Annotated in this window: 11 protein-coding genes and 1 other RNA gene; 9 read left to right on the top strand and 3 right to left on the bottom strand. The window is 63.4% G+C overall.

Going from position 1 to position 12,575, the window contains the following annotated elements:
- The first annotated feature begins 33 nt into the window (after positions 1 to 33).
- From CFR80_RS05360 to CFR80_RS05350, 3 genes are read left to right on the top strand one after another with little or no spacing between them, the layout of a single operon-like run.
- A complete protein-coding gene (locus CFR80_RS05360) occupies positions 34 to 792 on the top strand; it encodes an SDR family NAD(P)-dependent oxidoreductase (RefSeq protein ID WP_010513150.1) in 759 nt (252 codons plus the stop codon).
- A 2-nt stretch (positions 793 to 794) separates the two neighbouring features.
- Positions 795 to 1,724: a polyphosphate kinase 2 family protein gene (locus tag CFR80_RS05355; protein ID WP_010513149.1), complete on the top strand. Its 930-nt coding sequence runs from the start codon at positions 795 to 797 to the stop codon at positions 1,722 to 1,724.
- 55 nt (positions 1,725 to 1,779) lie between these two features.
- Positions 1,780 to 2,349, top strand: a complete 570-nt coding sequence (locus CFR80_RS05350; RefSeq protein ID WP_010513148.1) for a DUF3465 domain-containing protein — start codon at positions 1,780 to 1,782, stop codon at positions 2,347 to 2,349.
- Between the two features lie 94 nt (positions 2,350 to 2,443).
- Here CFR80_RS05350 and CFR80_RS05345 read toward each other — a convergent pair whose 3' ends face one another.
- The 3 genes from CFR80_RS05345 to clpS all read right to left on the bottom strand — a co-directional run bounded on the left by CFR80_RS05345 (position 2,444) and on the right by clpS (position 5,730).
- On the bottom strand, positions 2,444 to 2,767 hold the full coding sequence (locus CFR80_RS05345; protein WP_010513147.1) for a YnfA family protein: 324 nt from the start codon (positions 2,765 to 2,767) through the stop codon (positions 2,444 to 2,446).
- Positions 2,768 to 2,857: 90 nt separating this feature from the next.
- Positions 2,858 to 5,188: an ATP-dependent Clp protease ATP-binding subunit ClpA gene (gene clpA, locus CFR80_RS05340; RefSeq protein ID WP_010513146.1), complete on the bottom strand. Its 2,331-nt coding sequence runs from the start codon at positions 5,186 to 5,188 to the stop codon at positions 2,858 to 2,860.
- A gap of 161 nt (positions 5,189 to 5,349) precedes the next feature.
- Positions 5,350 to 5,730, bottom strand: a complete 381-nt coding sequence (clpS, locus tag CFR80_RS05335; protein WP_026019524.1) for an ATP-dependent Clp protease adapter ClpS — start codon at positions 5,728 to 5,730, stop codon at positions 5,350 to 5,352.
- 312 nt (positions 5,731 to 6,042) lie between these two features.
- Between clpS and CFR80_RS05330 the strand changes: the two genes are divergently transcribed.
- From CFR80_RS05330 to CFR80_RS05305, 6 genes are all read left to right on the top strand, one after another.
- Positions 6,043 to 7,176 (top strand): D-alanyl-D-alanine carboxypeptidase family protein, encoded by a 1,134-nt coding sequence (locus CFR80_RS05330; protein ID WP_010513143.1) that lies wholly within the window; start codon positions 6,043 to 6,045, stop codon positions 7,174 to 7,176.
- A 137-nt stretch (positions 7,177 to 7,313) separates the two neighbouring features.
- A complete protein-coding gene (gene map, locus CFR80_RS05325; RefSeq protein ID WP_010513142.1) occupies positions 7,314 to 8,120 on the top strand; it encodes a type I methionyl aminopeptidase in 807 nt (268 codons plus the stop codon).
- 73 nt (positions 8,121 to 8,193) lie between these two features.
- Positions 8,194 to 9,969 (top strand): gamma-glutamyltransferase, encoded by a 1,776-nt coding sequence (gene ggt / locus CFR80_RS05320; protein WP_010513141.1) that lies wholly within the window; start codon positions 8,194 to 8,196, stop codon positions 9,967 to 9,969.
- 70 nt (positions 9,970 to 10,039) lie between these two features.
- An RNA gene (gene ffs / locus CFR80_RS05315) (signal recognition particle sRNA small type) lies at positions 10,040 to 10,134 on the top strand.
- A gap of 66 nt (positions 10,135 to 10,200) precedes the next feature.
- Entirely contained in the window at positions 10,201 to 12,216 is a 2,016-nt protein-coding gene (locus CFR80_RS05310) for a DNA polymerase III subunit gamma/tau (protein ID WP_010513140.1), read from the top strand.
- 15 nt (positions 12,217 to 12,231) lie between these two features.
- Complete coding sequence (locus CFR80_RS05305; RefSeq protein WP_010506817.1) at positions 12,232 to 12,555, top strand: YbaB/EbfC family nucleoid-associated protein; 324 nt, start codon at positions 12,232 to 12,234, stop codon at positions 12,553 to 12,555.
- The last annotated feature ends 20 nt before the right edge of the window (positions 12,556 to 12,575 follow it).

The raw sequence follows: 12,575 nt of genomic DNA, 5'->3' as shown, positions 1-12,575 counted from the left end.
AGGCTGCCGTAACATGCAGGAAGGAGACAGACCATGAAGCAGATCGCAATGGTAACCGGTGCGACCGCCGGATTCGGCAGGGCGATTGCCCAGCGCCTTGTGCATGATGGATACCGCGTCATAGCGACCGGCCGCCGGCAGGAACGTCTGGATGCGCTGGCGGCAGAACTGGGGCCGGACCTGTTGCCCTTCAGGCTGGACATGGACGACGCGGCCGCCATCGCGGCCCTGCCCGGCAGCCTGCCGCAGGAATGGCGCGACGTGGATATTCTGGTCAGCAATGCCGGTCTGGCGCTGGGTATGGAAAAGGCGCAGGAGGCTGATATCGCCAACTGGCAGACCATGATTTCCACCAATGTGACCGGTATGGTTGAACTGACCCGCGTCATGCTGCCCGGCATGGTGGCGCGGGAACGCGGGCATGTCATCACACTTGGCAGCACGGCTGGCACCTACCCGTATACCGGGGGCAATGTGTATGGTGCGACCAAGGCGTTTGTCAGGCAGTTCACACGCAACCTGCGCTGCGACCTGCTGGGGCATAATGTGCGCGTGACGAATCTTGAACCCGGCCTGTGCGGGGGGAGTGAGTTCAGCCAGGTGCGCCTGCGTGATAATGCGAAGGCGGAGGCGGTGTATGAAGGCACGAAGCCGCTGCTGCCGACGGACATTGCCGAGACGGTGGCCTGGGTCCTGTCGCTGCCGCGGCACGTCAATATCAATGAGATCGAGATGATGCCCGTCTGTCAGGCGGCGGGCGGCCTTGCAGTGGCACGGGGCATGAAGGACTGATCATGACCCGCAAGACCAAGGAGACGAGTAACAGGCTGGCGCGCCAGTTCAGTGTGCGCAACGGACATGGTTTTTCCCTTGCGGCCTGCCCCACGCGCGCGGCGGAGGCCTGCGGACTGGACAAGAAGACCGGAAAGCGGCTGCTGAAGGAACGCATCGGCCGCCTGTCGCAGCTGCAGTCCGTTCTGTACGCCAATGGCACATGGTCCGTTCTGGTCGTGCTGCAGGCGCTGGATGCGGGGGGCAAGGATGGCGTGATCAAGCACGTCATGTCCGGCATCAACCCGCAGGGCGTCAGCGTGACATCGTTCAAGCAGCCCGGTCCGGTTGAACTGTCGCATGGCTATCTGTGGCGCGAGCATCTGGCAGCGCCTGCGGCCGGGCGCATCGGCATTTTCAACCGCAGCCATTATGAAGAAGTGCTGGTTACCCGCGTGCATCCCGAACTGCTGGATCATGAATGCCTGCCCGCGCCCCTGCGTAAGAAATCCACATTCTGGCAGGACCGCTATCAGGATATCAGCCATTTTGAGCAGTATATGGCGCGTCAGGGCACGGTCGTGCTGAAGTTCTTCCTGCACCTGTCGAAAGAGGAGCAGCGCAAGCGCTTCCTGCGCCGGATCGATCATCCGGCCAAGAACTGGAAGTTCTCGCCTTCCGACATTCATGAACGGCAGTACTGGGACGATTATCAGAGCGCGTATGAAGAGGCGATCCGGCGCACCGCCCACCCGGATGCGCCGTGGTTTGTCGTGCCGGCGGACCAGAAATGGTTTGAACGGCTGGTGGTGATCGAGGCCATCATCGACGCGCTGGAGAAGCTGCACCTGAAGATGCCGGCATCCGATCCCGCCATGGCGGCGGAAATGGAAAAGGCCCGTCGGCAGCTGGAAGCCGAAGCGCCGAAGGACGCCCATCACGCCGTTCATTGACGGGCGCGCCCACACCCCGCAAAAGATTGTGATCTTGTGTGAATGGAGAACAGTCATGGCGGCAACGCGCTGGCATATACGTGGGGTGATGGGGCTTGCGGCGGTCCTTGCGGTGCAGGGGGTGTTGCTGGCGCCGGCGGAAGCACGTCGTCACCATCATCACAAACGCGAGCAGGCCGGGGAAGACTACCAGCAGTCTGGCAGCGAGAAGGACAGGGCGCAGACCCAGGCCATCGCCAGCCCCGTGCCGCAGTCCTGTGATGACCGCAAATTTCTTGCGGATGTCGAAGCGGCGGAAGCCTCGCAGGCGGATCAGCCTGACCGGGTCGAGCATGTCTGTGGCCGTGTGATCGCCGTGTCCGCATCCAAACGGACCCGCAGCGGGCTGCATGGTTATTTCTATGTTGATGTCGGCAACGGCGTGTCCATTCGCATCGTATCCGATCTGGACCGTATGTCGGCCCCCGCATGGCCATGGGTGGCCAAGGGGGATCAGGCTGATGTGCTGGGCCGGTATTATTATGATAACGCCCGGAGCCAGGGCATCGACTGGACCCATCATGGCACCGGCCGCAGCTGGCCCGTGGAGGGATATGTGACGGTCAACGGCACCCGTTATCAGTAACGGAACTGTTCCGGGTCTTCAGGCATATTTCGGGTGCCGCCTGTTTTAGGCGGCGTCTCCTGAAACTTCGTATTATTTTTGGCGGGTGCTGTCTTCAGCCACGCGAGGCCAGCAGGATGATGGCGGCCCCGACAAGGCAGATCGTAGCGCCCCCGATGTCCCAGCGGTCGGGCGGCAGTCCTTCCATCAGCCATGACCAGATCAGGCTGGCGACGATATAGACCCCACCATAAATGGCATAGGCCCGGCCCGCATTATCGGCCGGGCTGAATGTCAGCAGCCATGCGAACACGATCAGCGATAGGCAGCCCGGCACCAGTACCAGCGCCGATCGGCCAAGGCGCATCCATGCCCAGAAACAGAAGCACCCGCCAATTTCGGCAAATGCAGCGGGAATATAAATGGCGGCCGTCAGCATGCGGTTCCTTTCCGGGGGGCAGGGGTACAAAAAAACAGGGACCATTTCTGGTCCCTGTCATTTTCAGTCAATGCCCGCAAGGGGCCTGTATCAGTCGGCAGCTTCCGCTTCACGCGTGCTGTCGCCTTCATCCCCTTCAGCGGAGGAATTGTCCGCCTGCGAGATGTATTCGAAGTCCAGCTTCCCGTCCTTGAGCGTGATCTTGGCCACGCCCCCTTTGGTCAGCCTGCCGAACAGCAGTTCTTCCGCCAGCGGCTTCTTGATGTGTTCCTGAATGACGCGGCCCAGTGGGCGGGCGCCATACAGGCGGTCATATCCCCGTTCCGCCAGCCATTCGCGCGCAGCGGACGAGATTTCGATCATCACGTTGCGGTCCGCCAGCTGGGCTTCAAGTTGGAAGATGAACTTCTCCACCACCCGGTCCACCACATGCGGCGACAGGTTGGCAAACGGAATGATCGCATCCAGCCGGTTACGGAATTCCGGCGTGAACAGGCGCTTGATCGCATCCTCGTCCTCGCCTTCGCGACTGGTGCGGCCGAAGCCGATCGCCTCCTTGCTCAGGTCGGCAGCGCCCGCATTGGTGGTCATGATCAGGACCACGTTGCGGAAATCGACCGTCTTTCCATTGTGGTCGGTTAGCCTTCCGTGGTCCATCACCTGCAGCAGGACATTATACAGGTCCTGATGCGCCTTCTCGATTTCATCCAGCAGCAGGACCGCGTGCGGGTGCTGGTCGATGGCGTCGGTCAGCAGGCCTCCCTGGTCAAAGCCGACATAGCCCGGCGGCGCGCCGATCAGGCGCGAGATCGAATGCCGTTCCATGTATTCCGACATGTCGAAGCGGATCAGCTCGATCCCCAGCGTACTGGCAAGCTGCTTGGCCACTTCCGTCTTGCCGACACCCGTGGGGCCGGAGAACAGATAGTTGCCAATAGGCTTTTCCGGATCACGCAGGCCGGCGCGTGACAGCTTGATCGCAGCCGTCAGGGCCTCGATCGCCTTGTCCTGCCCGTAGACCATGCCCTTGAGGTCACGCTCCAGCGAACGCAGCGTCTCCTTGTCATCGGACGACACGCTCTTGGGCGGAATGCGCGCGATCTTGGCGACGATATCCTCCACGTCCTTCAGCGTGACCGTCTTGCGACGGCGGTTTTCAGGCACCAGCATGCGTGACGCGCCAACTTCGTCAATGACGTCGATGGCCTTGTCCGGCAGCTTGCGGTCGTGGATGTACTTGGCGGACAGTTCCACCGCGCCACGGATCGCATCATCGGTGTAGCGCACCTTGTGATGCTTTTCGTAATTGACCTTCAGGCCGCGCAGGATCTGCACCGCATCATCGACTGTCGGCTCCGCAACATCAATCTTCTGGAACCGGCGCACCAGTGCGCGGTCCTTTTCAAAATGCTGACGGTATTCCTTGTAGGTGGTCGAACCCATGCAGCGCAGCGTGCCGGCGGCCAGCGCGGGCTTGAGCAGGTTGGACGCATCCATGGCCCCGCCCGACGTCGCCCCCGCCCCAATGACGGTATGGATTTCGTCAATGAACAGGATGGAGCCGGGATTGTTGTCGAGTTCGGTCACGACCGCCTTCAGCCGTTCCTCGAAATCGCCACGGTAGCGGGTGCCCGCCAGCAGCGCGCCCATGTCCAGCGAATAGATCGTGGCGTTGAGCAGCACTTCGGGCACGTCACCTTCGACAATGCGCTTGGCCAGCCCTTCGGCAATGGCGGTCTTGCCCACGCCGGGGTCGCCCACGTACAGCGGGTTGTTCTTGGTGCGGCGGCACAGGATCTGGATCGTGCGCTCGATTTCGGAGTCGCGGCCGATCAGCGGGTCAACCTTGCCCTCCTGCGCCTTCTCGTTGAGGTTGGTGCAGTAGGTGGACAGTGCATCCTGACTTTTCTGCCCGGTCTTGCCGCGTTCCTCGTTTTCGTTCCCTTCCGGGGCGCTGCCCGCGACAGGCCGGCGCGTGGAGCGGTCAGGCGCCTTGGCAATCCCGTGGGAAATGAAGTTGACCGCATCCAGCCGCGTCATGTCCTGCAACTGCAGGAAATAGACGGCGTGGCTTTCGCGTTCGGCGAACAGGGCGACCAGCACGTTGGCACCCGTCACCTCGTCCCGCCCGGTGGACTGCACGTGGATCGCAGCGCGCTGGATCACGCGCTGGAAGGCGGCGGTGGGCTTGGGGTCAACGGTACGGTCTGCGGCGAGTCCCGCGAGGTCCTTGTCAAGGAAGTCGGTCAGGTCGGTGCGCAGCTTGGTCAGGTCCACCCCGCAGGCGCGGAATACCGTCACGGCATCCGGGTCATCGATCAGGGCGAGCAGGAGGTGTTCAAGCGTTGCGTATTCGTGCCGGCGGTCGCCGGCCAGTGTCAGCGCACGGTGAAGCGTCTGTTCAAGATTACGTGACAACATGCCGAGACGCTCCTTTTTCAAGAGGGGCCATCCGGGCCCCGGAGATCATAACCGGTAAGTCTGGACAATCCTTGCCCCGTTGTGGCGGAAATGCCAGCACAAAATGCCATGGAACGCGATCGGATCGCGGTGGGGGCGGTAAGATGCGCTTGTCCGTGGGGTCAGTCCTTTTCGATGGTGCATTGCAGCGGGTGCTGGTTCTGGCGCGCCAAGTCCATCACCTGTGTTACTTTGGTTTCGGCAACCTCATACGTAAAGACCCCGCACACGCCGACGCCACGTTTGTGAACATGCAGCATGATGTCGGTCGCTTCCTCGCGGTTTTTCTGGAAAAAACGCTCCAGCACATGCACCACGAATTCCATGGGTGTGTAATCGTCGTTCAGCATCAGCACTTTGTACATCGCCGGTTTGCGGGTCTGTGGGCGGGTGCGGATGACCACGTCGATCATGCCGTCATCATTGCCGGGGGGGGAATCCTGCCCGCCGTTGCGGCGTGGCGGCGTGTTGCCGCCATGTCCGTGCGGATACGTGCCGCCCATTTCGGGCGACGACACGGGGCGGGGAAGGGAAGCGCGAGCAATAGCAGACATGACAGGTACCATATTGGAACTTTGCCGTCGGTTGAAAGGGGTGGCGCAGCAGGGTGGCAAGGATTTTTTTTGCAATCCGCGCCCCGTGCCATCCGGTCCCCGCATGGGACGGGGATGGAAATACGCTCTGGACGAATAGAAAACCTTTCTTTTAGAATGGTTGCAGCCAAGCAACCCATGAATGGATGGAGGGGTGCCGGATAACTACCGTGCGCTCGGAAGCTGTATGAATGTCATTGCACGCGCAGGTTTCACCATTCCATGAGCCGTATGCCCCTGTCCCGCCTGTCCCGCCTGAAGGTCACCGCGACCATCGGCCTGTGTGTCGGCCTGGGCGGTATGCATGCCGCCCGTGCCCAGTATGTCGGTCAGGTCAGCACGATCGTGCTTGACGCCCGTACCGGCGCCGTCCTGTCACAGCAGGATCCAGACCTGCGGCGTTACCCTGCCAGCCTGACAAAGCTTATGACGCTGTACCTGACTTTCAAGGCCGTGCGGACAGGGCAGGTCACGCTGGATCAGGAGATGCCGGTATCGGTGCACGCGGCATCCATGGAACCGTCCAAGCTGGGCCTGCGGCCCGGCAGCACGCTTACGGTGGAACAGGCCGTGCTGGCGCTGGTCACCAAATCCGCCAATGACGCCGCCTGCGCGCTGGGTGAATTCCTGGGCGGTGGCGATGAAACCCGCTTCGCCGCGATGATGACACGCGAGGCCGGTCGCCTTGGCATGTATGACACCGTGTTCCGTAATGCGTCGGGCCTGCCGAATCCGGAACAGATGACATCCGCCCGCGACCTTGCGGTGCTGGCGCGGCACCTGATCGTGGATTATGGCGAGTACTATCATTATTTCGCGGTGCCCGGATTCTATTTCCATGGGCATGAAGTGCCCAACCATGACCCGATGCTGGGCGCGTATCCCGGCGCGGACGGGCTGAAGACCGGCTATACCGGTGAAGCGGGGCATAACCTCGTGACATCTGCCGTGCGTGACAACGTACGCCTGATCGGCGTGGTGATGGGGGCGAAATCCAACAGCCGCCGCAACGCGACCATGACCGCACTGCTCGACAGCAGCTTCCAGGCGGAAGGTGTCGCGCCTGTCGCCCATCCCGCCATGCGTCCGCTGCTGCTGGCGCGTGCGGGTGGCGGTGCCGTGGTGGCGCGGCATGGCAGCACGCACAACGTACGCCTTGCCAGCGCGCGGCTGAACCCCGTGCAGCCTGACGAGGTGGCTGAAGCTCCCGCGATTCCTGCAGGCTACGCCCGCATCCGGCGCGGACATGGCACGGTCGCGCATATCCACCCCGCACCGGTGCGCGCCCATGTGCATCTGGTGGGAATGGGACATGTCGCCCATGCCACGCATACCCATGCGAAGGCGCGAAGCTGACAGCGCGATGTGGGCGCTGTATAGAAGGCATCAACATCCATCCGGTGCGGCTGGCAGGCGTGTCAGACGTGTTCCTGTTGTCCCCTTCATGACTGCGGGCGGGTGGTCATGTGTCGAACACAGGAAAGGATAACGCCATGGAAGGCGATATGCGCGGCGGTGGGGTGCAGATCCACTCCCCGGAGGATTTTGCCGGGATGCGTGCCGCAGGCCAGCTTGCCGCACGGACGCTGGACATGATCACGCCGCATGTGCGCGCCGGGGTCACCACGGGCGCGCTGGACAGGCTGATCCACGATTTCATGATCGCCAATGGCTCGGTGCCCGCGACGCTGGGTTACCGGGGGTATCCCGCATCCAGCTGCATCTCGATCAACCACGTTGTCTGCCACGGCATACCGGGTGAGCGGGAACTGAAGGACGGCGACATCCTGAATATCGATGTGACCGTTATCCTTGATGGCTGGTATGGCGATACCAGCCGTATGTACACCGTCGGCAAGGTGCCCATAAAGGCGCAGAAGCTGATCGAGGCGACGTACGAATCCCTCATGCTGTCCATCGATGCCGTGCGGCCGGGGGCGACGCTGGGGGATATCGGGCACATCATCCAGACCTATGCCGAGGCGCGCCGTTTTTCCGTGGTGCAGGATTTCTGCGGTCATGGGATCGGACGCACCTTCCATGCGCCCCCCAACGTGCTGCATTACGGCCGCCCCGGTGAGGGGCTGGTCCTGCGTCCGGGCATGTTCTTCACCATCGAACCGATGCTCAATACCGGCCGTCCCGATGTGAAGATCCTTGAGGATGGCTGGACTGCCGTCACCCGCGACCGTTCCCTGTCGGCCCAGTTCGAACACATGCTGGGTGTGACGGAAGACGGGTGTGAGGTCTTCACCCTTTCGCCTGCGGGCTATACCTGCCCGCCTTACCCGGTCGCATAGGGGCTGGCTTCCCCTGCAACGGGTGGTTCGGGGGAAGGCAGCGCCGGAACGGATTATCAATAACGGAGCCAACATGTCCTTTTCCCGTAGCCTGCGGTACAGCGCCGCCCTTTTTGCGTGCCTTGTGGCGGCCGTGCCGGATGCGGGACAGGCCGCGGTAAGCGACCCGCTGGCCTTTGAGACGACACGCACCGGGCAGGCTGTCGGGCTGGCCCCCACGCCGGGACAGCATGCGATGGTGGTCAGCGCGCAGGATCTCGCATCCCGCGTCGGTGCCGACATCATGGCGCGCGGGGGGAATGCGGTGGATGCGGCCGTCGCCGTGGGTTACGCGCTGGCCGTGGTCTATCCCGCAGCGGGTAATATCGGTGGCGGGGGGTTCATGACCCTGCGCACGCCGGATGGGCATGTCACTTTTATTGATTTCCGCGAACATGCGCCGGGCGCGGCGACGCCCACCATGTACCAGGATGCATCGGGTCAGGTCATTGCCGGGGCATCCACCGCGGGCTGGCGGTCGGTGGCCGTGCCGGGTACCGTGGCGGGGATGGAGGAGGTGCACGGCCGCTGGGGCAGGCTGTCGCGCGCCGATGTCATGGCCCCGGCCATCGCCCTTGCGCGTGACGGTTTCATCCTGAAGCAGAGCGATGTCGACCTGCTGCACACCGCGACGGCAGCGTTTGCCAAAGACCCCTACGCACGCGCGATTTTCCTGCATCCCGATGGCACGCCGCTGGCTGCGGGCGAACGGCTGGTGCAGGCTGATCTGGCCCGCACACTGGAACGGATCGCGCGCGATGGCGCGCGGGCGTTCTATGACGGCCCGGTTGCGAAGGAAATCGTCAAAAGCAGCCGCAAGGGCGGCGGGATCCTGTCGCGCAAGGATTTTACCAGTTACCACACGCGCATGATGGCGCCGCTGTCATGTGAATACCGTGGCTACCACATCGATACCGCGCCGCCGCCCAGCGGGGGGGGCGTCGCATTATGCGAAATGCTGAACATCCTGTCCGGTTATGACCTGCACGCCCTGGGGCTGCATACGGCGGCGGGCGTGCAGCGTGAGGTCGAGGCCATGCGCCACGCCTATGCCGACCGGCAGGATCTGGGCGACCCGGCCTTCGTGAACAACCCGGTCGCGCACCTGATCGACCCGGCCTATGCGCAGCAGGTCCGTCAGGCCCTGCCGCTGAACCATGCCGTGTCATCCGCCAGCCTGCACCCGGGTGTTGCGGAGCCCGAGAAGGAAGAAACCACCCATTATTCCATCGCGGATCAGGACGGCACGGCGGTGGCCGTGACCTATACGCTGAATGGCTGGTTCGGGGCGGGGGTCGTCGCGGGGCGCACCGGCATCGTGATGAATGATGAAATGGATGACTTCTCCAGCCGTCCGGGCGCGCCGAACATGTTCGGCATTGTTGGCAGTGCCGCCAATGCCATCGCCCCGGGCAAGACGCCGCTTTCATCCATGGCCCCCACCATTGTTTCCCGTGGGGGGCAGCCGGTCATGGTGGTGGGTAGCCCGGGCGGGTCGCGCATTCCCACCATCATCCTGTCGGTGCTGACGGGTATGATCGATTACGGGCTGGATGTGCAGCAGGCGGTTGACCTGCCGCGTATCCATGAACAGTGGCAGCCCGATGTGGTGCAGGTGGAACATGGCGCGCTGTCGCCCGCCGTGGTGCGTACCCTGACGCGTGAAGGCTACCATATCGAGGAACATGCCCCGTGGGGGCTGGCCGAAAGCATTCTTTCGGGTGGCCCACGGATCGGCAGGGCCGGACAGGCCCGTTATTATGGCGGGGCGGACATGCGCCACCAGTCCGGTGCCGCTGTCGGGGAATAAGGGGAAGGGGCGCGATTTTTTCCATCGCCCCCTTGTGCATGGGGCGGGTGTATGTGTTAGAACCCGCTCGGGAGATCGGTTGTAGACGGATACCTTGCTAACCTGGTCAGGTCCGGAAGGAAGCAGCCGTAGTGAGTTTCGTCCGGGTTATGGCCGGTCTTCCACCCGAAAGTTTCCGTGTCGCCATGGCGCTTTACGCGCGATCGCCACTTCTCCAGCCCGGATGCATCAATGACCGTCCCGTCGGATCAGGATCGTTCCGAGGAGGCCGGGCTGCCTGCGCCGCCCGCAGACGGCCCCGGACTTTTTGGTGACGCACCGCAGCCGCCCGCACCGGCCATGCAGGATGTCGCCCCTGCCGCGCCCTACCGGGTACTGGCCCGGAAATATCGCCCCACCACCTTTGATGACCTGATCGGACAGGAAACCACCGTCCGAATCCTGCGCAACGCCTTTGCGCTGGGGCGTGTCGCGCATGCGTTCATGCTGACGGGCGTGCGCGGCGTGGGCAAGACCACCACGGCGCGGATCATCGCGCGTGCCCTGAACTGCACCGGGCCGGATGGCAGGGGCGGCCCCACGGCCGACCCGTGCGGCGTCTGCCCCAACTGTGTCGCCATCCTGGCGGACCGGCACCCCGATGTGCTGGAAATGGATGCCGCGTCGCGCACCGGTGTCGATGACGTGCGCGAGATCATCGAAGCCACCCGATTCCGTCCCATGCAGGGACGCATGAAGGTGTTCATCATCGATGAAGTGCACATGCTTTCGCGCAATGCGTTCAATGCATTGCTCAAGACGCTGGAGGAACCGCCCGCACAGGTCACCTTCATTTTCGCGACCACCGAACTGCGCAAGGTGCCGGTCACCGTCCTGTCACGCTGCCAGACCTTTGCCCTGCGCCGTGTGCCGCAGGTGGAACTGGCCGCACATTTCGACCGCGTGGCGCAGGCCGAACATGTCCGCTTTTCTTCCGATGCCCTGTCACTCATCGCGCGGGCTGCGGACGGGTCGGTGCGTGACGGGCTGTCGCTGCTGGATCAGGCCATTGCCCAGGGCACGCTGGATGGGGAAGGCGGCACGGATGCAGCCCCCATTGGCGTAGATCTTGTTGCAGGCATGCTGGGGCTGGCGGATCGCGGACTGGTGTTTGACCTGCTGGATGCGGTGCTGGAGGGAAAACCCGACCGGGCGCTGGCCATTACGGCGGATGTCTATGTGCGCGGCGGTGACCTGGGCGTGATGCTGGGGGATGTGCTGGAACTGGTCCACACGGTGTCGCGCATCAAGGCGATTCCGGCGCTGCGCGACAACCCCGAACTGCCCGAAGCCGAACGCCAGCGGGGTGCTGCCCTGGCTGAACGTGTGCCCGTGCCGGTGCTGGGGCGGACATGGCAGATGCTGCTCAAGGGCCTGTCAGAAGTGGAACAGGCCCCTGATCGCAGGCAGGCCGCCGAAATGGTGCTGATCCGCCTGTGTTACGTGGCCGACCTGCCGCCGCCGGGTGATCTTGTGCGCAAGATGCTGGGGCAGGATGCGGAGACGGCCCCCCTGCACGTGCCGGAGCCTGCGGGTGGGGACAACAGCGCGTCCGGCCCGGCGGTTTCCGCGCCAACCGTAGCCGGTGGCCCGCCCGTCGGGGGCGATGGTGGCGCGATCCGCATGGTGGCCAATGGCGGCATGCAGGTTGAGGGCACGCCACGTCCCGCAGCACCCCGGACCGGCAGGGTCGAGGAAACCGCTCCCGCGCCGGAACCGCTCGCCCCGCCGCGGACATGGCGCGAGACCGTGGCATTCGTTTCTGGCCGTGACGCCATGCTGCATGGTCACCTGCGGCATGCGACGCATCTGGTGTCCTTTGCTCCGCCCCTGATCGAGATCCGTGTCGAGCGCAACAGCCTGCCGGGTCTGGCCCGGCGTCTGGAAACCATACTGCGCGAAGGCACAGGCGATCCCGCATGGCAGGTCCGCCTGTCGGAGGCAGAAGGGGAGGCAACCCTGGCCGAACAGGGGGCGGAGATCATCCAGCTTCACCGCGCGGCGGCACAGGCCCACCCGCTGGTGCAGGCCGCGATGCAGGTTTTCCCCACGGCCCGCCTTGGTGAGGTCACGGACCATGCGCTTGATGATTACGGCCTGCCCCCGGAAGAAATGGCGGTCCAGAATTTGGCTCCGGATCTCGAATTCGCGCCTCTTGATGCCGATCTGGTAGAAGAGGACGATCTGGATGCAGATGATTTTGCCTGAAGAGAGGAACTGAATATGAAAAATCTTGCCGGCCTGATGAAACAGGCCACGCAGATGCAGGCCCGCATGGAAGAAATGCAGGCCAAGCTGGAAGACATGACGATTGAAGGCAGTGCGGGCGCAGGCATGGTGACCATTACCATGAACGGCAAGGGCGACATGAAGGCGATCCGTATCGACCCCAAGCTGGCGGACCCGGCCGAGATGGAAATGCTGCAGGACCTGATCCTTGCGGCCAGCGCTGATGCCCGCAAGAAGCTGGACGCCACCGCCAGCGAGGAAATGAAGAAGGTCACGGGCGGCCTGAGCCTGCCGGGCGGGATGAAATTCCCGTTCTGATCCGTAACACCGGGGGATAT

Origin of the sequence: Komagataeibacter oboediens (assembly GCF_003207815.1) — a bacterium.
GTDB lineage: Bacteria > Pseudomonadota > Alphaproteobacteria > Acetobacterales > Acetobacteraceae > Komagataeibacter > Komagataeibacter oboediens.
The sequence above is the reverse complement of the archived record's forward strand: the minus strand, read 5'-3'. Positions and strand labels throughout refer to the sequence as shown.

What these genes read in the sequence shown, in the direction of transcription:
- CFR80_RS05360 (WP_010513150.1), top strand. Translation starts at nt 34, where the DNA reads ATGAAGCAGATCGCAATGGTAACCGGTGCGACCGCCGGATTCGGCAGG.
- CFR80_RS05355 (WP_010513149.1), top strand. Translation starts at nt 795, where the DNA reads ATGACCCGCAAGACCAAGGAGACGAGTAACAGGCTGGCGCGCCAGTTC.
- CFR80_RS05350 (WP_010513148.1), top strand. Translation starts at nt 1,780, where the DNA reads ATGGCGGCAACGCGCTGGCATATACGTGGGGTGATGGGGCTTGCGGCG.
- CFR80_RS05345 (WP_010513147.1), bottom strand. Translation starts at nt 2,767, where the DNA reads ATGCTGACGGCCGCCATTTATATTCCCGCTGCATTTGCCGAAATTGGC.
- clpA (WP_010513146.1), bottom strand. Translation starts at nt 5,188, where the DNA reads ATGTTGTCACGTAATCTTGAACAGACGCTTCACCGTGCGCTGACACTG.
- clpS (WP_026019524.1), bottom strand. Translation starts at nt 5,730, where the DNA reads ATGGGCGGCACGTATCCGCACGGACATGGCGGCAACACGCCGCCACGC.
- CFR80_RS05330 (WP_010513143.1), top strand. Translation starts at nt 6,043, where the DNA reads ATGAGCCGTATGCCCCTGTCCCGCCTGTCCCGCCTGAAGGTCACCGCG.
- map (WP_010513142.1), top strand. Translation starts at nt 7,314, where the DNA reads ATGGAAGGCGATATGCGCGGCGGTGGGGTGCAGATCCACTCCCCGGAG.
- ggt (WP_010513141.1), top strand. Translation starts at nt 8,194, where the DNA reads ATGTCCTTTTCCCGTAGCCTGCGGTACAGCGCCGCCCTTTTTGCGTGC.
- CFR80_RS05310 (WP_010513140.1), top strand. Translation starts at nt 10,201, where the DNA reads ATGACCGTCCCGTCGGATCAGGATCGTTCCGAGGAGGCCGGGCTGCCT.
- CFR80_RS05305 (WP_010506817.1), top strand. Translation starts at nt 12,232, where the DNA reads ATGAAAAATCTTGCCGGCCTGATGAAACAGGCCACGCAGATGCAGGCC.